The organism is Halomonas kalidii, assembly GCF_030010475.1.
Classification (GTDB): Bacteria; Pseudomonadota; Gammaproteobacteria; order Pseudomonadales; family Halomonadaceae; genus Halomonas; species Halomonas heilongjiangensis.
Genome location: NZ_JASCQN010000042.1, coordinates 108,140 through 126,811, shown reverse-complemented (window position 1 = coordinate 126,811; position 18,672 = coordinate 108,140). Strand labels below are relative to the sequence as shown.

21 protein-coding genes are annotated in these 18,672 nt (G+C 67.4%); all 21 read left to right on the top strand.

Annotation, left to right across the window (positions count from 1 at the left end):
- Positions 1–156: 156 nt before the first annotated feature.
- Complete coding sequence (locus QLQ85_RS14310; RefSeq protein ID WP_102625928.1) at positions 157–1,011, top strand: MurR/RpiR family transcriptional regulator; 855 nt, start codon at positions 157–159, stop codon at positions 1,009–1,011.
- Between the two features lie 249 nt (positions 1,012–1,260).
- Positions 1,261–1,938: a beta-ketoacyl synthase chain length factor gene (locus QLQ85_RS14305; RefSeq protein WP_326521381.1), complete on the top strand. Its 678-nt coding sequence runs from the start codon at positions 1,261–1,263 to the stop codon at positions 1,936–1,938.
- Positions 1,935–2,726 carry a lysophospholipid acyltransferase family protein gene (locus tag QLQ85_RS14300; protein ID WP_282739623.1) on the top strand — a complete coding sequence of 264 codons (792 nt, stop codon included), beginning with the start codon at positions 1,935–1,937 and terminating at the stop codon, positions 2,724–2,726. Before QLQ85_RS14305 ends, QLQ85_RS14300 begins: the two co-directional genes overlap by 4 nt.
- Positions 2,695–2,967: a phosphopantetheine-binding protein gene (locus QLQ85_RS14295; RefSeq protein WP_282739622.1), complete on the top strand. Its 273-nt coding sequence runs from the start codon at positions 2,695–2,697 to the stop codon at positions 2,965–2,967. Before QLQ85_RS14300 ends, QLQ85_RS14295 begins: the two co-directional genes overlap by 32 nt.
- Entirely contained in the window at positions 2,957–3,220 is a 264-nt protein-coding gene (locus QLQ85_RS14290; RefSeq protein ID WP_326521380.1) for an acyl carrier protein, read from the top strand. The genes QLQ85_RS14295 and QLQ85_RS14290 overlap by 11 nt, the downstream gene beginning before the upstream one ends.
- Before the next feature lie 9 nt (positions 3,221–3,229).
- Positions 3,230–3,760 (top strand): COG4648 family protein, encoded by a 531-nt coding sequence (locus tag QLQ85_RS14285; protein WP_282739621.1) that lies wholly within the window; start codon positions 3,230–3,232, stop codon positions 3,758–3,760.
- Positions 3,757–5,457 carry an AMP-binding protein gene (locus QLQ85_RS14280; protein WP_282739620.1) on the top strand — a complete coding sequence of 567 codons (1,701 nt, stop codon included), beginning with the start codon at positions 3,757–3,759 and terminating at the stop codon, positions 5,455–5,457. Before QLQ85_RS14285 ends, QLQ85_RS14280 begins: the two co-directional genes overlap by 4 nt.
- Positions 5,450–6,208, top strand: a complete 759-nt coding sequence (locus tag QLQ85_RS14275; RefSeq protein ID WP_282739619.1) for a glycosyltransferase family 2 protein — start codon at positions 5,450–5,452, stop codon at positions 6,206–6,208. Before QLQ85_RS14280 ends, QLQ85_RS14275 begins: the two co-directional genes overlap by 8 nt.
- Positions 6,205–7,146, top strand: coding sequence for an LpxL/LpxP family acyltransferase (locus tag QLQ85_RS14270; protein ID WP_282739618.1), 942 nt, complete (start codon positions 6,205–6,207; stop codon positions 7,144–7,146). The genes QLQ85_RS14275 and QLQ85_RS14270 overlap by 4 nt, the downstream gene beginning before the upstream one ends.
- Positions 7,130–8,701, top strand: a complete 1,572-nt coding sequence (locus QLQ85_RS14265) for an HAL/PAL/TAL family ammonia-lyase (protein WP_282739617.1) — start codon at positions 7,130–7,132, stop codon at positions 8,699–8,701. Before QLQ85_RS14270 ends, QLQ85_RS14265 begins: the two co-directional genes overlap by 17 nt.
- Entirely contained in the window at positions 8,691–9,131 is a 441-nt protein-coding gene (locus QLQ85_RS14260; RefSeq protein WP_282739616.1) for an acyl-CoA thioesterase, read from the top strand. The genes QLQ85_RS14265 and QLQ85_RS14260 overlap by 11 nt, the downstream gene beginning before the upstream one ends.
- The gene (locus QLQ85_RS14255; protein ID WP_282739615.1) at positions 9,131–9,688 is read left to right on the top strand and encodes a LolA-related protein; all 558 of its coding nucleotides are present in this window, start codon (positions 9,131–9,133) and stop codon (positions 9,686–9,688) included. The genes QLQ85_RS14260 and QLQ85_RS14255 overlap by 1 nt, the downstream gene beginning before the upstream one ends.
- Positions 9,685–11,991: an MMPL family transporter gene (locus QLQ85_RS14250; protein ID WP_282739614.1), complete on the top strand. Its 2,307-nt coding sequence runs from the start codon at positions 9,685–9,687 to the stop codon at positions 11,989–11,991. Before QLQ85_RS14255 ends, QLQ85_RS14250 begins: the two co-directional genes overlap by 4 nt.
- A gap of 13 nt (positions 11,992–12,004) precedes the next feature.
- Entirely contained in the window at positions 12,005–13,297 is a 1,293-nt protein-coding gene (locus tag QLQ85_RS14245; RefSeq protein ID WP_282739613.1) for an NAD(P)/FAD-dependent oxidoreductase, read from the top strand.
- Positions 13,294–13,863: a DUF3261 domain-containing protein gene (locus QLQ85_RS14240; protein WP_282739612.1), complete on the top strand. Its 570-nt coding sequence runs from the start codon at positions 13,294–13,296 to the stop codon at positions 13,861–13,863. The genes QLQ85_RS14245 and QLQ85_RS14240 overlap by 4 nt, the downstream gene beginning before the upstream one ends.
- Positions 13,848–15,038 (top strand): beta-ketoacyl-ACP synthase, encoded by a 1,191-nt coding sequence (locus QLQ85_RS14235; protein WP_282739611.1) that lies wholly within the window; start codon positions 13,848–13,850, stop codon positions 15,036–15,038. The genes QLQ85_RS14240 and QLQ85_RS14235 overlap by 16 nt, the downstream gene beginning before the upstream one ends.
- A complete protein-coding gene (locus tag QLQ85_RS14230) occupies positions 15,035–15,523 on the top strand; it encodes an ApeP family dehydratase (protein ID WP_282739610.1) in 489 nt (162 codons plus the stop codon). Before QLQ85_RS14235 ends, QLQ85_RS14230 begins: the two co-directional genes overlap by 4 nt.
- On the top strand, positions 15,520–16,245 hold the full coding sequence (fabG, locus tag QLQ85_RS14225) for a 3-oxoacyl-ACP reductase FabG (protein WP_282739609.1): 726 nt from the start codon (positions 15,520–15,522) through the stop codon (positions 16,243–16,245). The genes QLQ85_RS14230 and fabG overlap by 4 nt, the downstream gene beginning before the upstream one ends.
- Complete coding sequence (locus tag QLQ85_RS14220; RefSeq protein ID WP_282722081.1) at positions 16,245–17,504, top strand: beta-ketoacyl-ACP synthase; 1,260 nt, start codon at positions 16,245–16,247, stop codon at positions 17,502–17,504. The genes fabG and QLQ85_RS14220 overlap by 1 nt, the downstream gene beginning before the upstream one ends.
- A 64-nt stretch (positions 17,505–17,568) precedes the next feature.
- A complete protein-coding gene (locus tag QLQ85_RS14215) occupies positions 17,569–18,012 on the top strand; it encodes an excinuclease ATPase subunit (RefSeq protein WP_282739608.1) in 444 nt (147 codons plus the stop codon).
- A 4-nt stretch (positions 18,013–18,016) separates the two neighbouring features.
- Positions 18,017–18,616 carry a 4'-phosphopantetheinyl transferase family protein gene (locus QLQ85_RS14210; RefSeq protein WP_282739607.1) on the top strand — a complete coding sequence of 200 codons (600 nt, stop codon included), beginning with the start codon at positions 18,017–18,019 and terminating at the stop codon, positions 18,614–18,616.
- Positions 18,617–18,672 lie beyond the last annotated feature (56 nt).

Below are 18,672 nucleotides of genomic sequence, written 5' to 3'. Positions count from 1 at the left end.
TACAGAATAAATTGCCTCGACGGAGACCCCGTTGGCCCCGAGAGGCACCGACGCGCTAGGATAGTCAGCATAATGTAGTTAAATGACTACATCATCCATCCGGCTGCAACCCTGGGGCGCCAGTGCCCCCCCGAGTCATGGAGATCTTGCCGCATCATGGCCAGTCACGACCTGCTCGATCGCATTCGCCTACGGCTCGAGGAACTCAACCGTTCCGAGCGCAAGGTCGCCGACGTGATCCTCGCCGACCCCGGCGCCGCCACCAGCATGAGCATCGCCACCCTGGCACAGGCCGCCTCGGTAAGCGAGCCCACGGTCAACCGCTTCTGTCGCAGCTTCGATGCCAAGGGCTATCCGGACTTCAAGATCAAGCTGGCCCAGAGCCTGGCCGGCGGCACGCCCTACGTGAGCCGGGCGGTGGAGCCCGGCGACGGTGCCGCCGACTATACCCAGAAGATCTTCGGGGCGACCATCGCCGCGCTGGACGAGGCACGCCGCCAGGCCGACCCGGTGCGCATCGCGCGGGTGGTCGACTACCTGATCCAGGCCAAGCAGATCCACTTCTTCGGCCTCGGCGCCTCGGGCGCGGTGGCCCAGGATGCCCAGCACAAGTTCTTTCGCTTCAACCTGCCGGTCACCTCCTACGTGGACGTGCTGATGCAACGCATGGTCGCCGCCGCCTGCCATACCGGTGACGTGGTGGTGGTGATCTCCTGGACGGGCCGCACCCGGGAACTGGTCGACATCGCGCGCCTGGCCCGCGAGAGTGGCGCCGTGGTGCTCGGCATCACCGCACCTGACTCGCCGCTGGCCCGCGAGTGCACCGAGACCCTGGAGGTCGCCACTCCCGAGGATACCGACCACTACATGCCGATGACCTCGCGCATGATCCAGTTGGCCCTGGTCGACGTACTGGCCACCGGCGTCACCCTGCGTCGCGGCGAGGACTTCCTCCCCCACCTGAAGAAGATCAAGGACAGCCTGCAGGAGACGCGCTATCCGGCCAGATGATTCCTCACCGACGAGATACCCTAGAAAAACCTTGGCGCAACCGTGATAACTTCTTGACCGTTATAACGTCTTCTCGATATCAGATTTTACAGATTCCCAATAACGCCTGCAGACACTGCGACTCAGCCGACCCAATTTTATTAGCGAAGTTGAGATTATACAATTTCTATACAAAATGTAAAAATTCGTATGATTTTGGTTTATCTGTTCAACTAAGTTAACATTGCGCCCCCTTCCACCCCGGCCGAGATGACAATGATGTCCTTCTCCTTACATCTCGAAGACTGGCGAGGCTGGCTTGCGGATGAGGCAGTGCCCACCCCTGCCCCCCGCCATCGCATCTCGGCCCAACCGGGCAGCACCTTGCCGGCGATGCTGCGGCGCCGCCTTGATGCCACCGGGCGCGCGACCTGCGACATCCTCGGGGTCCTGGACCCGAACGCGGATTTACCGCTGGTGCACGCCTCCCGACACGGCGACACCACCCATACCCTGGAGATGCTCGAGGCACTGGAACGCGGCGAGCCCATCTCCCCGACACGCTTTTCCCTGTCGGTACACAATGCGGTGCTGGGCGTCCACTCCATCTCCCGCACTCATCAGCGCCCCTTGCAGGCTCTGGGCGCCTGTGGCGACGAGTTCGACGCCATCCTGCACGAGGCTAAGGGTTATCTCGTGGAAGGTCACCGAGCCGTCGTCGCGGTTCTCTCGGAAGGACCGCTTCCCCCGGCCTACCAGGGGTACACGGAGCACCCAGGCACCGCCTGTGCCGTCGGCATGCGGCTGACGCTGGACCGGGGACGACGGCTGATGGCCTCGGATCCGGTACGCGGCGCTCATCCGACTCCTCTCGAGGTAATGGCCTGGCTGAACGGCGACGCCCCCTTCCTCGATGGCCGGCATCGGTGGCAGTTGGGGGCAGAATGACTCTGGACAGATGGTGGCGCGGACTGGGCACGGCTCTCTCCTTCATCGCCTTCGGCATCGGCGGCCTGTTCATCGGCCTGGTGGTCGCCCCCTTGTTGAGCGTATGCGTACGCGACGACGAGCGACGCCAGTATCTGGCAAGGTGCCTGATCCAGCGCGGCTTCCGGGCCTTCATCGCCCTGATGCAGGGTCTCGGCGTGCTCGATTATCGCTTCGAGCGCCAGGAACGACTGCAACGCCCCGGACTGCTGGTGTTAGCCAACCATCCGTCACTGATCGATGTCATCTTCCTGCTGGCCCATATGCCCCATGCCGACTGCATCGTCAAGGGACGGTTGGCCAGCAACCCCTTCACACGCGGCCCGGTTCGCGCGGCAGGCTATATCACCAACGATGAGCCCGAAGCGGTGCTGGAGGCCGCCAGGGAGAGCCTCCGGAAAGGCAATTCGCTGATTCTCTTTCCGGAGGGCACCCGCACCACGCCGCAACGTCCGATCAAGTTCAGGCGCGGTGGGGCAAACATCGCCTTGCGTACGGGAACGGCGATCACGCCGGTACTGATACGCTGTACGCCTACCACGCTGACCAAGGGCGAGCCTTGGTACCATATCCCGGCGAGCAGGGTCCGGATGGAACTGCGAGTACTCGACGACCTGCCCATCAACGACGATAACCAACAGCCGACCGGGCAGCTCGCCAGACAACTGACACATCGGCTGAGCGATCACTTCAACAGGGAACTGGAACAACTTCACCATGAGCGAGACACACGACGATCTGTCGATTGAACTCAAGCACCTGATCATCGAGACTCTGGAACTCGAGGATGTCGCCCCTGGCGATATCGACCCCGAGGCTCCGCTGTTCGGCGAGGGGCTGGGCCTCGATTCCATCGATGCCCTCGAGCTCGGCCTGGCACTGCAGAAGCGATTCGGTATCAAACTGGATGCCGAAGCCGAGGAGACCCGCCGCCATTTCTCCAACCTGAACGCCCTGAAAGCTCTGGTGGAGGCCCGCCGTGCCGATTGATACCACGACCAGTTACGCTGACGTCTACGACCACGTGCGCAAGACACTGGTCGAGTTGTTCGACCTCGAAGCGGACGACGTCAAGCCCGACGCCCGGCTCTACGAGGATCTCGATATCGACAGCATCGATGCCGTGGACCTGGTGGTCGAGCTCAAGCAGTTCACCGGTCGCCGCATCAACCCCGACGACTTCAAGGCGGTGCGCACCATCGACGACGTGGTCAAGGCTGTCGAGGGCCTGATCCAGCGCTGAGTCATGCCGATGAGAGGAATCAAATGGCTTGGCATGCTCGCCGCGTTGGGCTGGCCGATCCTGGTGTTCGCCCTGCACGGCACGCTGGGCAGTTGGCCCCTGCTGATGATGGGTGCCGGCCTGCTGGCCTGGCGGATCCCCCAGGCGCGTCTCCTGGCGCTCGGAGTCGCCGCGCTCTTGCTCGCCGCGGGGGGCATGGGGCATGCCGAACTCGGCATGCGCGCCTACCCGGTCGCCGTGAATGCCATCATGCTGGCCATTTTCCTGACCAGCCTGGCTCAGGGCATGCCGATCGCCGAGCGGCTGGCACGCCTGCGCGAGCCCGACCTGTCGGCCGCCGGTGTACGCTATACCCGCCGTGTCACCTGGGCGTGGTGCGGCTTCTTCATGATCAACGGCACCCTCGCCAGCTGGACGGTGCTCTACGCCGATCTGGCGGTATGGTCGCTGTACAACGGCGTCATCAGTTACGGCCTGATCGGCCTGATGTTCGGCAGTGAATGGCTGCTGCGCCAGCGATTGCGGAGATCCTTGACGTGACATTCACTCCCCTGAGCCAGGCGCCCTGGCGTCGGCCGGTGTCCCCCGTGCCCGGACTGCCCTCCGGCTGGACGTCTCCGGCTTCACTGCCTGCGCGTGTCGAGGCCTGGCGCCGCTGGCTCGCCGGCCGTCCCGGCGGACAATGGCTGCTCAGCCAGCGCCACCCCGGTGAATTCTGTGCCGCCCTGGTGGCATTGTGGGAGAGCGGCAGGGTCGCGGTATTGCCTGCCGATGACCGCCCGGAGACCCTGGCCAGGTTGGCCAACGAGGTCGAGGGTGTGCTCCCCGACGCGCCCGATGTGCCGGCGGGAGCGGATCAGGACGTCCAGCCGCCGCTCGCACTCACGCCGTCATCCACCGCCGTGGTGCTGTATACCTCCGGCTCCACGGGCGATCCCGTGCACCTCGCCAAGCGCTTCGACCAGCTCGATGCGGAGTTGGCCGCCCATGCCAAGCTGTGGCCCCTGGCCGGCACCGCCGTGATCTCGCAGGTCAGCCACCAGCATATCTACGGCCTGCTCGCCGGGGTATTGCACCCCCTCTGTGCCGGCGCGCCATTCTGCGGCGATGCCAGTCGCTACCCCGAAGTGCTGGCCGCCCGCCTCGAGGAGGCCGGCAGTGCTGGACTCAAGTCGGTGGTGGTGAGCTCACCGGCCCAGCTGTCACGCCTCCCCGACCACCTGCCATGGACGGAGCGCTCCGCGCCTTGCCGTGTGTTCTCCTCCGGCGCGCCACTCGCCGCTCCGCACGCCCGTCAGGCAGAGCGCCTGCTGCACGCACCGGTGGTCGAGATCTATGGCAGTACGGAGACCGGCGGCATCGCTCGGCGACGCCAGACCCGGGGCAGTACCTGGCAACCCCTGCCCGGGGTACGACTGTCATTCGAGGGCGAGCGCCTGCTGCTGCGTTCGGCGTTTCTCGACACCCCTGACGTCTGGTGGCAGCAACCCGACCGGGTCGCTCCCGCTGCCAACGGCTTCGCACTGCTGGGCCGCGCAGATCGCCTGGTCAAGATCGCCGGCAAGCGCGTCTCGCTGGCCCACATCGAGCATACCCTGGCCGCCGCCCCGGAAGTCATCGAGGCGCGCTGCGTCGATCTCGATCGCAGCGATGGGCGACTGGGGGCCGTGGTCGCCCTGAACGGCGAGGCCGTTCCACACCGGCACGAGTCCCGGCGCGACCTGATCCAGCGCCTGCGTGCACGACTGGCGAGACACCTGGAGCAGGTCGCCATTCCCCGCTACTGGCGCTTCGTCGATGCGCTGCCGAGCAATCCCCAAGGCAAGCTCGACCGAGGCCTGATCAAGCGACTGTTCGCCGATCTCGACGATACGCGGGCGCCACGCTGGCTGGGGGAGCGACGCTCGGGCCCCGATACCTGCACGCTTACCCTCGAAGTCCCCGAACGCCTGGCCTATCTCGAGGGCCATTTCGAGGACTACCCGCTGGTGCCCGGCGTGGTCATGGTGCAGTGGGCCATCGAACTGGCCCGCGAGAGCTTCGGCCTACAGGGCGACTTCCTGGGCCTCGAGCGCCTGAAGTTCCAGCGCCCGCTGCAACCCGGAATACGCTTCACGCTCGAGCTGATGCGGCGCGAGGATGGCATCGCCTTCGCCTTCGACTCTCGCGAGGGTCGGCACTGCGCCGGGCGTGTCCGGCTGCAATCCCGGGATGGGATCGGAGCCTCCCATGGCTGAACCGCGTCCCTGTGCCCTGGTGCCGGTCTACGACCACCCTGCCACCATCGGCGCGGTATGCGCCGAACTGAGTGCCCTGGGGCTACCGGTCGTGCTGGTCGACGATGGCAGCCACGCCGAGTGTGCGGCCGAACTCGACCGCCTCGCCGCACATGGCCATCACCTGCTGCGGCTGGACTGCAACCGCGGCAAGGGTGCCGCGGTACGCGTCGGGTTGGCGGAAGCCCAGCGGCTCGGCTACACCCATGCCCTGCAGGTCGATGCCGATGGCCAACATGCCAGTGAGGACCTGCCCGGCTTTCTGGCCGAGCTCGATGGCACGCCCGAGGCCCTGGTGGTCGGCTACCCGCGTTATGATGCCAGCGTCCCTCGTTCCCGCCTGTACGGCCGCTACGCGACCCATGTGTGGGTGTGGATCAATACCCTGTCCGGGGAGATCCGCGACTCGATGTGCGGCGTCCGGCTCTATCCGGTCGAATCCCTCAACCGGTTACTGGCCAGGCACTCGTGCGGCGATCGCATGACCTTCGATACCGAGATCCTGGTGCGCTGGCACTGGGCTGGCGGTACCCTGCGCAACCTGCCGGTGCGGGTGCATTATCCACGCGATGGCGTGAGCCACTTCGCGCTGTGGCGCGACAACCGCCAGATCAGCGCCATGCATGCCCGGCTGTTCTGCGGCATGCTGCGGCGCCTGCCCCGCCTGCTGGCCAGGCGTTGGCGAAGAGCGCCCGTGGAGGCCAGGCCATGAGCCATCACTGGGCGCGGATCGGAGAGCGCGGCAGCCTCGCCGGCATGCATCTGATGGTGGCCACGCAACGGCGTCTGGGCCGCTGGCCCTTTCGGCTGCTGCTGTGGCCCGTCATGCTGTGGTACTTCCTGCTGCATGGCACGGCTCGACGCGCCTCCCGGGCCTACCTGCTGCGTCTCGACCCCGGTCTCTCCCGGCACCCTTGCAAGCGGCTGTGGCTCGGCTATCGCCACTTCCTGGCCTTCGCCGACGCCCTGATGGACAAGGTCGCCGCCTGGAGCGGCGATATCGCCGACGAGCACCTGGTCGGCAGCGGCATCGCGCGTTTCAGCGCCGCCATCGACGCCGGGCAGGGCGGCCTGATCCTGGTCGCCCACCACGGCAATCTCGACGTGGTCAATGCGCTGGCCGAGCGCCACCCCGGCCTCGATCTGACGGTGATGATGCACACCCGCAACGCGCGCAAGTTCAATGCACTGCTCGAACGCGTCACGGGGCGCCCCCGGCCACCTGTGCTTGAGGTCGGCGAGATCACCCCGGCCACCGCCCAGTGCCTCGCCGAGCGCCTCGCTGCAGGAGGCTACGTGGTCATTGCCGCCGACCGGCTCCCGCTTTCCGGTGAGCGCAGCCGTCGCCTCGACTTCCTCGGCGCCCCGGCCCTCTTCCCCGAAGGTCCGTTCCGGCTGGCCGCCCTGCTGCGCTGCCCTCTGTATACCCTGGCCTGCGTTCGCGAGGACGGGACGTTCAGGATCGACTTCGAACCTTTCGACGATACCCGCGACCTGCGGCGCCGGGAGCGCGAACGCTGGATCGCCGAGGCCATGCAGCGCCATGCCGACCGACTGGCCCAGCGGGTTCGCGACCACCCGCTGCAGTGGTTCAATTTCTATCCGTTCTGGCTGAACGAAACTGGATCCCTCCATGACCCTACTCCATGACCCCCTGGTGACATCCTCTACCACCGCTCCCCTCACGCTGGATGGCTCACCCGTCACCCTCGAGGACGTTCTGGCGGTGGCCGAAGGCCGGCGCCGAGTCATGCTGTCGACGGCATCGGACTTCCGCGCGCGTATCGCCCGCGGCAACGCTTTCCTCGAGCGTCTGCTGGAGGAAGAGGGGGTGGTCTATGGCGTCACAACGGGCTACGGCGACTCCTGCACCCGTGAGGTGTCCGCCGCCGACCTCGAGCAGTTGCCACGGCAGTTGTACACCTTCCATGGCTGTGGCCTGGGTGATGTGCTGCCGGTAGAGGCGTCCCGCGCCGTGGTCATGGTACGGCTGGTATCGCTGTGCCGCGGGGTCTCGGGCGTCAGCGTCGAGCTCCTCGAACGCCTGGTGTGGCTGCTCGAACATGACATCGTCCCGGTCATTCCGGAGGAAGGGTCGGTGGGGGCCAGCGGCGATCTGACCCCCTTGTCGTACCTCGCCGCGGCACTGTGCGGCGAGCGCGAGGTCTTCGAGCGTGGCAGGCGACGCCCCACCGCGGAGGTCTTCGCCGAGCACGGCCTGACGCCCTATCGCCTGAAGCCCAAGGAGGGCCTGGCGCTGATGAACGGCACCGCCGTGATGACCGCACTGGGGGTGTTCGCCTTCGTTCGCACCGCCTACCTGGCGCGGCTCGCCACGCGCATCACCGCGTTATCCGTCTATGCGCTGGACGGCAACCCCTACCACTTCGACGCCGACCTGTTCGCCGCCAAGCCGCACCTCGGGCAGAACCGCGTGGCCGCGCGCCTGCGCGACGATCTGCACACCCCCCGCACGCCGCGCAATTCACCGCGCCTGCAGGACCGCTACTCGACGCGCTGCGCGCCACACGTGATCGGCGTGGTGGAAGATGCCCTGCCCTGGTGGCGTCAGTTTCTCGAGACCGAGCTCAACAGCGCCAACGACAATCCGCTGATCGATGCCGAGGGCGGCAAGGTCATGCACGGGGGCCATTTCTACGGCGGCCATGTCGCCTTCGCCATGGACGGCCTCAAGCAGGCCAGCGCCAATCTGGCCGACCTGCTCGACCGCCAGCTGGCGCTGCTGGTCGACACCCGCTTCAACCACGGCCTGCCCAGCAACCTGAGCGGTGCCGAGCCGGCGCGTGCCGCCCTCAACCATGGCTACAAGGCCGTGCAGATCGGCGCCTCGGCGTGGACCGCCGAGGCGCTCAAGCTGACCATGCCGGCCAGCGTCTTCTCGCGCTCCACGGAGTGTCACAACCAGGACAAGGTCAGCATGGGCACCATCGCCGCGCGTGACGCCCTGCGGATCCTGACGCTCGTCGAGCAGGTCGCTGCCGCCACCCTGCACGCCGCCTGCCAGGGTGTCGAGCTGCGTAGCCGCCAGGCGGGCGCCGCGCCATTGCCCGGGCAACTGGCCGGGTTTCTCGACGCCTGCCGCACGCACATTCCACCGCTGGTCGAAGACCGCGCCCTGGAAGCCGAACTACGCACCCTCTGCGACCTGATCCGCGAACGCCGCTGGAGCCTGTATGACACCTGACGATCGCCCCTTGCCGCGTGCCGAGACCGAGCTGACGATCCCCTTTCACGATATCGACATGATGCAGGTGGCCTGGCATGGCCACTACGTCCGCTACCTGGAGATCGCGCGCTGCACGCTGCTCGATGCCATCGACTACAACTACCCGCAGATGAGCGAGTCGGGATTCGCCTGGCCGGTGATCGACCTGCGCCTGCGCTATGCCGCCCCGGCGGTGTTCGCCCAGCGCATCGCCATCGAGGCGCGACTGAGCGAATGGGAGCATCGCCTCAAGATCGACTACACCATTCGCGATGCCGAGACGCGTCGACGCCTGACCCGCGCCTGGAGCGTGCAGGTCGCGGTGGGCCTGGACGACCGGGAGATGCGCCTGGCGTCACCGCCGGCCCTGGTCGAGCGACTCCTCGCCTGGCAGGAGGCCAACCTCTGATGCGCCAGATGCTCGGTGCTGTCAGCCTCGGCCTGCTCCTGTGCACTGGCCAGCCCCTCTGGGCGTCTCCGGAAGCCGATGCGCTCGCCGAACGCCTCGCCGACCATGCGCCGCGGTGCGCCGGCTTCGAGCAGTCGCGCTGGCTGGCCGACCTCGAGGTCCAACTCGACAGCCGCGGCCATTTCCGACGCCAGGACAACGCACTGATCTGGTCCACCACGGCGCCGGTGGCGGATCGCCTCTACCTGAGCGAAGAGAGCGACGACCTGCCGATGGGCTTCCGGGTGCTCCTGCCGGTCTTCACCGGCCTGCTGTCGGGAGACTGGCAGGCCCTGGAGCATCACTTCACCATCACGCTCGGTGGTGAGCTGGACGAGTGGCGGGCCGACCTGACGCCCATCGACCCGGCCCTCGGCGCACACCTCTCGCAGCTGGTGGTACAGGGTGGGGAACGCGTCGAACGGCTCGCTATCGCGTTCCGCGACGGCGACCGACTCGAGCTGAGCCTGACACCGGTCGACTGTGCAAGCCTCGATGACGGAAACGCCGCCCAGTGAGCGGGCCGACACGGCTGAAGCGGGCCGAACGCCTCGGTGCTTGGTGCTGGGCCTTGCTCCTGCTGGGCGCCACCCTGCTGCTGGTCAGCCAGCTGCGCCAGGCGGCGCCCCTGGACACCCGCATCACCGCCCTGCTGCCGGAGGTCCGGGAGACCCCGCTGATCGAGCAGGCCGAACGGCACCTGACGCAGGCCTTCGAGGACCGCTTGGTGCTGCTGGTCAGGGGCGAGGATCCCGCACGGCTGGTGGCCGATCTCAGGGATCGCCTGCGCGACTCCAATGCCGTGGCGGAGTTCGACGATGGCGCCATCGAGCGTCCAGATCGAGCCCTGGCGGACTATCGCTATCGCCTGCTGGCCGAGCCACTGGCCAGCGCCGGCGACGAGGCCTGGACGCAACGGGCCCTGTCACGACTCTTCGCCCCCGGCGTGAGCGCCGATCCACTCGGTGACCCCTTCGGGCTGCTCGACGCCTGGCTGTCCCGGCTGCTCGACGGCCCGATCCGCCCCGTCGAGGGCCTGCCCGCCGTCGACGACGAGGGCGGCCACTGGTTCCTGGTGGGGGGGCGGCTGGCTGCCAGCCCCTATGACATGACACTGCAACGGCAGCTGGTGGGCGCCCTGGACGACTTCCGAATGGCCCACCCCGACGCCGAGCTGCTGCGCGCGGGTCTGGTCTTCCACGCCGCATCCGGCGCCAGCCAGGCCAAGCGCGAGATTTCCACCATCGGGCTGGGCGCCCTGCTGGGTATTCTGCTGCTGCTGTGGTGCGTGTTCCGGCGCGGCGTCACGCTGTTCAGCCTGCTGCTGCCGGTGGCCTGCGGGGTGCTGTTCGCGCTACCGCTGACCTGGGCGCTCTTCGGCACCCTCAACCTGTTGACGCTCGCTTTCGGCGCCAGCCTGATCGGCGTCGCCGTCGACTATGCCCTGCATCTGCAGTGTGCCCGCCAGCTCTCCCCCGATCGCCCCTTGTCGAGGATCTGGCCGGGGCTGTGGCTGGGTCTGGTATCGAGCCTGGCCGCCTATCTCGCCCAGCTCGCCACACCGCTGCCGGGCTTGCGCCAGATGGCGACGTTTGCCGCCCTGGGGCTGCTCGGCGCCTGGCTGACCGTGCGCCTGTGGCTGCCGCACTTCGCTGCGCGGCCACACCCGGTCACGGCAAGCCTGGCCGAACGCCTCGACCGCCTGCGCCTGCCATCGCGGGCGCCGCTGAGCTGGGGCTTGCTCACCCTGCTCGGCGTGGCCGCCGTGGCGGTGATCGCCATGCGCCTGACGACCAGCAACGACCTGCGCCAGCTCAACCCCTCTCCCGCCTCCCTGATCGCCGAGCAGCAGCGCGTGCAAGCCCTGCTGCAGCGCCCCACCGGCAGCCGTTACCTGGTCGTCACGGCCGACCACGAAGACGAGTTGCTGGAGCGGCTTGAAGCCCTCGACTCGCCGCTGGCGGAGCTGCACGAGAAGGGCCATCTGACCGGCTATCGCCATCTCGCCCGTGCCGTGCCCTCGCCGGCCACCCAACAGGCCAACCTGGCGCGGGTACGCCAGGCCTATGCCCATGCACTGCCGCCATTGATCGAACGCGCCGGCCTCCCCATGCATCTGCAGGACTCAGCCGTGGAGCTCTTGGATACGGCACCACTACTGGCAATCGATGAGTGGCTAAAGATGCCACTGGGGCGTGCCGATACCATGCTGTGGCTCGGCCGGGTCGCGGTGGACGGCGATCTTCGGTCGGCGTCGTTGGTCGTGCTGGGCGATGCCGATGCCGTCGCCCAGCGACAACTGGCCCGGCTCGCCAGCGTGGCGCATGTCCACTATCACGACCGGGTGGCCGCGCTCTCCACCCACCTGGCCGACTTGCGCGACACCATCGCCCTGTGGCTGATCGCCGCGGTGGCGGGACTGACGTTGCTCTTCGGCTGGCGCTACCGGAGCCGCACCTGGCGTGTGCTGCTGCCGCCGCTGGGCGCCGTGGTGACGACCCTGGCGCTGCTCGCTGCCCTGGGGGTCGGCCTGACCCTGTTCCACCTGCTGGGGTTGCTGCTGGTGCTGGGGATCGGCCTCGATGCCGGCATCTTCAGCACCGAACACCCGGAAAGTCCGGCGGCGTGGCTGGCGATCAGCCTGTCATGCGCCTCGAGCCTGCTGGCATTCGGCCTGCTGGCCTTCAGCGCCACGCCGGCCTTGCACTACCTGGGCATGACCTGCCTGGTGGGCCTCGCGGCGACCTGGGCGCTGGTGCCCTTTGCCCGGGCCGATACGAGGGACAGCCCATCGACACCTGCCATCCGCGATGGCCGATAGGAGAACCGATCTCATGGAAGCACGGCATGCAGTGCCGCAAGGGCAGACCGTCACGGACGTCGCCATCATCGGCGCCGGGCCTTCCGGCGCCGCGGCAGCGGCCTGGCTCGCGCGACGTGGCCTGGCCGTCAGGGTCATCGAGCGCAGCCGTTTTCCGCGCTTTTCCATCGGCGAGAGCCTGCTGCCCCAGTGCATGGTGCACCTCGAGGCTTGCGGGCTTCTCGAGGCCGCCCGGGGCGGCAATTTCCAGGTCAAGAACGGCGCCGCCTTTACCTGGCGCGGGCGGGACACGACCATCGACTTCCGCGACAAGTTCACTCCCGGCCCCGGCACCACCTGGCAGGTCGAGCGTGCCGAGTTCGACCAGCTCCTGATCGAAGGGGCACGACGCGCCGGCGCCGAGGTGGAATTCGGCAGCACCGTCGAGGCCTTCGTCCCCGATGCCGAACGACCTCGATTGACGCTCACCGACGCCCGGGGCGAACGCAGCACTCTCGAGGCCCGGTTCGTGCTCGATGCCAGCGGCTATGGCCGCGTCCTGGCCAGGCTCACCGGGCTCGCCCGGCCCTCCAGCCTGGCGTCGCGCTGCGCCCTGTTCACCCATGTCGAGGATCGCATCGACTGCTCGCGACATGACCGCGAGAAGATCCTGATCGGCATCCACCCCGACCACTCGGACATCTGGTACTGGCTCATTCCCTTCCGCGAGGGGCGTGCCTCGGTCGGCGTGGTCGGAAACCGGGCCGCCCTCGAAGCCGTCGGTACCAGCGATTCCGAGCGTCTCTGGCATTTCATCCATGCCGAACCGCGGCTCGCCGAACTCCTTGCCAAGGCCGAGGCCGTGCGCGATACCGGACGCCTGGAAGGGTATTCCGCCGACGTCGAACGTCTACACGGCCCTGGCTTCGCACTGCTGGGTAACGCGGGCGAGTTTCTCGATCCGGTGTTCTCCTCGGGGGTCACCATTGCCCTGGACTCGGCATTACGCGCGGCCCCGCTGGTCGAACGCCAGCTCGGTGGCGAAGGTGTCGCCTGGGACACGGAGTTCGAGCAGCCGCTGCGGCGCGGCATCGCCACCTTCCGCGAGTTCGTCGATGCCTGGTACGATGGACGTCTTCCCCGCATCATCTTCAATGAACGGCAGACGCCACGCATCCGCTCGATGATCAGTTCGATACTCGCCGGCTATGCCTGGGACGCGGCCAACCCCTTCGTGGCCGCCAGTCGCCGTCGACTCGACAGCCTTGCCGAGGCCTGTGCCGTCGAGCCTGACAACGTCGCCACCTCCGCCGAGCGCCACCCATGACCTTGGCGCGCCTCGTCATCCGTTCGCTCCTGGCTGGCTGGCTGGTACTGTTGGCCGGTTGTGCCACGCGAGCTGTCCATGCACCCTTGCCGGAGCTGTCGACACTGCCCGCGGCCGATGCCCGGACCCAGCGACTGACCTTCATTCATCAGGACGAACGGCACGAGCTGCTCGGCGTGTTGCGCCACGATGAAAGCGGATTGCAACTGGCCCTGCTCAGCCCCCAGGGTCAACGGCTGCTGACCCTGGTGCATGATGCCCGGGGACCTCGCTTCCTGCCTGGCGCCCGGTTCGAGCCACCGTTCACGGCCGAGTGGCTGGCCAGCCGCCTGGCCTGGAGCCTGTGGCCTGCACCAGCGCTGGAGCAGGCCTTCGGCGACAGCGGCTGGACACTCCGGGATGCTGCCGATGGGCGCATCGTCGAGTATCGCGGCCGAACGATGGCCCGCATCATGGGCAGCAGCGACTGCCGCATCATCGACGACATCGAGGGCGGCTATCGCCTGCGTGTCGCCACCCTTGGCGATGACTCCAACCGGACCGAAGCTGCATGCCCGACCGACTGACACCCTTGCAGACACAGCCCTGTCGACTTTCCCCTCCGGCCCTGGTCTGCCCGTTGGGAGACGACCTGGCCACCATCGCCGATGCCCTGTTCCGCGGTCAGCGCGCCCTGGTGCGAGCCGACACCTTCACCCCCGGGCGCCCGTTACCATTGGGCCGCGTGACCGCGACGCTGCCCGCCACCCGAGCCTGGCCAGCCGAGCATCGCTCGCGCAACAACCAGCTGCTGGCGGCGGCATTGGAGCGGCTGTTGCCGACCCTCGACGCCTTTCGCGAGCGTCGGCCCGGCGCGCGCATCGGGGTCGTCCTGGGTACCAGCACCTCGGGAATCGGCGAGACCGAAGTCGCGCTGACCACCCGCCAGCAGAACGGGAGCTGGCCCGAGTCGTTTCACTACCAGCGTCACGAAATCGGCTCGCCGGCACGGTTCGTGGCCGACCGGCTGGGGCTCGAGGGGCCTGTCTATACGCTGTCCACCGCCTGCACGTCGAGCGCCCGTGCGCTGATCAGTGCCAAGCGATTGCTGGCGACCGGCGCCTGCGATGCGGTCATCAGTGGTGGTGCCGACAGCCTCTGCGGCCTGACCGTCAACGGCTTCGCCTCGCTCGAAGCCTTGAGCGACGCGCCTTGCCAGCCATTCTCGGTCAATCGCGCGGGTATCAACCTGGGCGAAGCCGCCGCCCTCTTTCTTGTCACCAGCGAGCCCGGCGGCATCCAGCTCGCCGGTTATGGCGAAACCAGCGACGCCTACCATATCTCCGCGCCACGGCCAGATGGCCAGGGAGCCGCAGACGCCATGCAGGCCGCCCTGGACATGGCCCGATGCCCGTCCAGCGCCATCGATTATCTCAACCTGCACGGCACCGCGACCCGCCAGAACGACAGCATGGAGGCGCTGGCCGTCTCGCGGGTCTTCGGCGACCGCCTGCCGTGCAGCTCGACCAAGGCCCTTACCGGCCACACCCTGGGGGCCTGCGGGGCCCTGGAAGCGGCTTTCTGCTGGCTGACCCTGGATGCCGGCCGCCTGCCCCCGCAGGTTCACGATGGCCAGGTCGATCCCGAACTGCCAACGCTGACCTACGCCACCGCCACGCCATGCGATGCCACCCACACCCTGAGCAACTCGTTCGCCTTCGGGGGCAACAACGTCGCCTTGCTGATGGAGCGCCGCTCATGACCGATACCCCGATGCCCCCCTCGCTGCCCTGCGATATCGCGCCCTTCGTGCCACACCGCCACGGCATGTGTCTGCTCGATACGTTGCTCGAGGTCGGCGATGAGCACCTGCTCGCCGAGGTCACCCCGCGCCGAGACGGCCTGTTCGCCGCTGCCCGGGGAGTCCCCGGTTGGGTCGGTCTCGAGTGGCTCGCCCAGGCCGTCGCGGCCTGGGCCGGGGTGCAGGCCGTGCGCCAGGGCGACGAGCCGCGTATCGGTTTCTTGCTCGGCACGCGTCGCTACCGATGCCAGACCCCATGGTTCGCGTTCGATCGGCCGGTACGGGTCGGCGTCGCTCTCGACTTTCGCGCCGACAACGGCCTCGGCGCCTTTCGCGGCGAGCTGCGAGGAAGCCACGGGGAATCACTCGCCACCACCACGCTCAATGTCTTCCAGCCCGAGTCACTGGAAGCGCTGGAAGCCATCCAACGAGGGGAGAGCCCATGACCGCCAGCATTCTGATCACCGGCTCGAGCCGCGGCATCGGTCGCGCCATCGCCCTGCGCCTGGCCCGTGACGGCTTCGACATCGTCCTGCACTGTCGGCACCGACGCGAGGCCGCCGATGCCGTTGCCGAGCGGATAACCGCCATGGGTCGTTCGGCCCGGGTACTCTGTTTCGACGTGGCCGACCGCCAGGCGGCCCGCCAGGCCATCGAGGCCGACATCGAGGCACATGGGGCCTATTACGGCGTGGTCTGCAATGCGGGCATCACCGCCGACGGGGCCTTCCCGGCGCTGTCCGACGAAGACTGGGACAGCGTCATTCACACGAACCTGGACGGCTTCTACAACGTGGTGAAACCCCTGGTCATGCCGATGGTCCGTCGCCGTGCACCGGGTCGCATCGTGGTGATGTCCTCGGTGTCGGGGTTGATGGGCAACCGGGGACAGGTCAACTACAGCGCCGCCAAGGCCGGCCTGATCGGGGCGGTCAAGGCCCTGGCGGTGGAGCTGGCCAAGCGCCGCATCACCGTCAACTGCGTGGCCCCGGGCCTGATCGACACCGACATGACCGATGACCTGGTCACCGAGGAAGCCCTCCGGATGATTCCCATGCGTCGTACCGGCAGCAGCGAGGAAGTCGCTGCCACCGTGAGTTTCCTGTGCTCGGGCGATGCCGGCTACATCACCCGCCAGGTCATTGCCGTGAACGGAGGGATGTGCTGATGTCGAGCAAGGGGCTTCGTAGCGACGGCCTCGGCCGACGGGTGGTGGTCACCGGCATGGCGGGTTTCTCTCCCATCGGCAACGACTGGCCCAGCATTCGTTCGCGGCTCGAGCGTCTGGAGAACGGCGTCCGCCATGTCGATGAGTGGTCCGTCTACGAGGGCCTCAATACCCGTCTCGGCGCCCCCGTCGTCGATTTCGACCTGCCCTCGCACTATCACCGGCGGGTGTTGCGCAGCATGGGGCGGGGAGCACAGATGGCCACCCGCGCCAGCGAGCTGGCGCTCGAGGATGCCGGCCTGCTCGGCTCGCCACTGCTCTCCAGCGGAGACCTGGGCATCGCCTATGGCGCCTCGGCGGGGGAACCCGATGCCGTGGCCGATTTCGGCAACATGCTGATCAACAAGTCCACCGACGGGCTGAACGCCAATTCCTATATCCGCATGATGGCCCACACGGCGCCGGTCAACATCGGGGTCTTCTTCGGCATACGCGGGCGCATCCATACCACTTCGAGCGCCTGCACCTCGGGTAGCCAGGGGATCGGCTACGCCTTCGAAGCCATACGCTTCGGTCGCCAGAAGGCGATGATCGCCGGCGGCTGCGAAGAACTGTCGGCCTCCGAAGCCGCGGTCTTCGATACCCTGTTCGCCACCAGTACCCGCAATGATGCCCCGCACACGTCACCGCGGCCCTTCGATGTCGAACGCGATGGACTGGTGATCGGTGAAGGGGCGGGCACGCTGATCCTCGAGGAGCTCGAGCATGCCCAGGCCCGTGGGGCGACCATCCATGCAGAGCTGGTCGGGTTCGGCACCAACAGCGACGGTCGCCATGTCACCCAGCCCGATGCCGGCATGATGGAACAGGCGATCCACCTGGCGCTGGCCGACGCCGGACTGGCTCCACAGCAGATCGGCTATGTCAGTGCCCATGGCACGGCCACCGATCGCGGCGATATCGCCGAGAGCCATGCGACCCATGCGGTATTCGGCAAGCGCATGCCGATCAGCGCCTTCAAGAGCTTCACCGGGCACACCCTGGGCGCGTGCGGCGCCCTGGAAGCCTGGGTGGCCATCGAGATGATGCGTGAGGGGCGATTCCATGCCACCGCCAATCTTCACCGCCCCGACCCCGCCTGCGCCGACCTCGACTATCTCCGCGACGAGATGCGGTCTATCGATTGCGAATACGTGATGAGCAACAACTTCGCCTTCGGGGGGATCAACACCTCGTTGATCTTCCGCCGCTGGCCTTGATGCCGGCATGCCCGAGGTGCCGACGACCGGCACCACTCACCTACCTGAAAGCAAGGAATGATAAATGACCAGGGGACTGCTATCGCTCACCCTTCTGATCGGCGGCTTGGCACTGGCCGCTACGGCACAGGCCAGGGATACCCAGCACCTGCTGTCGATCGAGGAAGCCATGAATACCCCCGCGGCCAGGGAGCGCCTCGATGCCGAGATCCGCTTCGTGTTCGCCGATGCCGACCACGGTGAGGTCGTCGCCGAGCACGGCAACTACGTCACCAACAAGAAGACCAATGCCTTCAACAAGAGCGACGAGGAGGCCTGCCGTTGGGTCATGCTCTCGGCACTGCTCAGCCTGCAGGAGCGCGTCAGGGCAGAAGGAGGCAATGCCGTGATCAATATCGAGAGCTACTACAAGCGCAACGCCATGGCGTCGCGTACCGAGTATGAATGCCATGCCGGGGCAGTGATGGCCGGGGTAGCCCTGCGCGGCGACGTCGTCACCCTGCGTTGAGCGAATGAAGGCTCACCTGGAGCTGATCCTGGCACAGGCTCCCCCTGGCAGCAGCGGAGCCCGCCTGTCTCGGCTCGGGCGCGAGCTGTTGTCGCGGCTCGCGGCACGTCGTGGCCTCGACTGCCCCCTGGCCGACTGGTCGCCCAGGGGGCAGGGGGCGCCGCGACACCCCTCACTCCCCATGCCCTGGCGTGCTTGCCTGAGTCATCGTGATGGACGCGTCGTGGCGGGGCTGGCCACGGTGCCGGTCGGCATCGACCTCGAGCATGCTCGTCCCAGGCACGGCGCTCGCCTGGCGGAGCTGGTCGACCTGTTGCCCGAAGCCAGGGTACGCCGTGCCATACTCGAGGCGGCCAGCCCACTGGGTGCGTTCTATCGCGCCTGGACACTGCACGAAGCCCTGTTCAAGCTCGACAGTCTCTCAGGCCGGCCCCCAGGCAGCGTACTGGAAACGAGACTCTCACGGTTGCTTCCCGGCGGCGAAGTCCAGGCGTGGCAGTGGCAGCATAGCGGCTGGACATTGAGCATCTGCAGCCATCAGCGCCGGCTATGCATTCGTTCACTCCCCCGGCTGGCGATCATTCCAGAAACCGTCATGGGCTGAACCACCGCCTCCGCCAGGAACTACCCGAGTCTCTGCGGCGCTCGATATCTAGGGCA

Coding starts and splice junctions, on each gene's coding strand:
- QLQ85_RS14285 (WP_282739621.1), top strand. CDS start 3,230: ATGAGAGGAATCAAATGGCTTGGCATGCTCGCCGCGTTGGGCTGGCCG.
- QLQ85_RS14260 (WP_282739616.1), top strand. CDS start 8,691: ATGACACCTGACGATCGCCCCTTGCCGCGTGCCGAGACCGAGCTGACG.
- QLQ85_RS14230 (WP_282739610.1), top strand. CDS start 15,035: ATGACCGATACCCCGATGCCCCCCTCGCTGCCCTGCGATATCGCGCCC.
- fabG (WP_282739609.1), top strand. CDS start 15,520: ATGACCGCCAGCATTCTGATCACCGGCTCGAGCCGCGGCATCGGTCGC.
- QLQ85_RS14220 (WP_282722081.1), top strand. CDS start 16,245: ATGTCGAGCAAGGGGCTTCGTAGCGACGGCCTCGGCCGACGGGTGGTG.
- QLQ85_RS14305 (WP_326521381.1), top strand. CDS start 1,261: ATGACAATGATGTCCTTCTCCTTACATCTCGAAGACTGGCGAGGCTGG.
- QLQ85_RS14275 (WP_282739619.1), top strand. CDS start 5,450: ATGGCTGAACCGCGTCCCTGTGCCCTGGTGCCGGTCTACGACCACCCT.
- QLQ85_RS14210 (WP_282739607.1), top strand. CDS start 18,017: ATGAAGGCTCACCTGGAGCTGATCCTGGCACAGGCTCCCCCTGGCAGC.
- QLQ85_RS14310 (WP_102625928.1), top strand. CDS start 157: ATGGCCAGTCACGACCTGCTCGATCGCATTCGCCTACGGCTCGAGGAA.
- QLQ85_RS14265 (WP_282739617.1), top strand. CDS start 7,130: ATGACCCTACTCCATGACCCCCTGGTGACATCCTCTACCACCGCTCCC.
- QLQ85_RS14300 (WP_282739623.1), top strand. CDS start 1,935: ATGACTCTGGACAGATGGTGGCGCGGACTGGGCACGGCTCTCTCCTTC.
- QLQ85_RS14270 (WP_282739618.1), top strand. CDS start 6,205: ATGAGCCATCACTGGGCGCGGATCGGAGAGCGCGGCAGCCTCGCCGGC.
- QLQ85_RS14245 (WP_282739613.1), top strand. CDS start 12,005: ATGGAAGCACGGCATGCAGTGCCGCAAGGGCAGACCGTCACGGACGTC.
- QLQ85_RS14240 (WP_282739612.1), top strand. CDS start 13,294: ATGACCTTGGCGCGCCTCGTCATCCGTTCGCTCCTGGCTGGCTGGCTG.
- QLQ85_RS14255 (WP_282739615.1), top strand. CDS start 9,131: ATGCGCCAGATGCTCGGTGCTGTCAGCCTCGGCCTGCTCCTGTGCACT.
- QLQ85_RS14295 (WP_282739622.1), top strand. CDS start 2,695: ATGAGCGAGACACACGACGATCTGTCGATTGAACTCAAGCACCTGATC.
- QLQ85_RS14215 (WP_282739608.1), top strand. CDS start 17,569: ATGACCAGGGGACTGCTATCGCTCACCCTTCTGATCGGCGGCTTGGCA.
- QLQ85_RS14235 (WP_282739611.1), top strand. CDS start 13,848: ATGCCCGACCGACTGACACCCTTGCAGACACAGCCCTGTCGACTTTCC.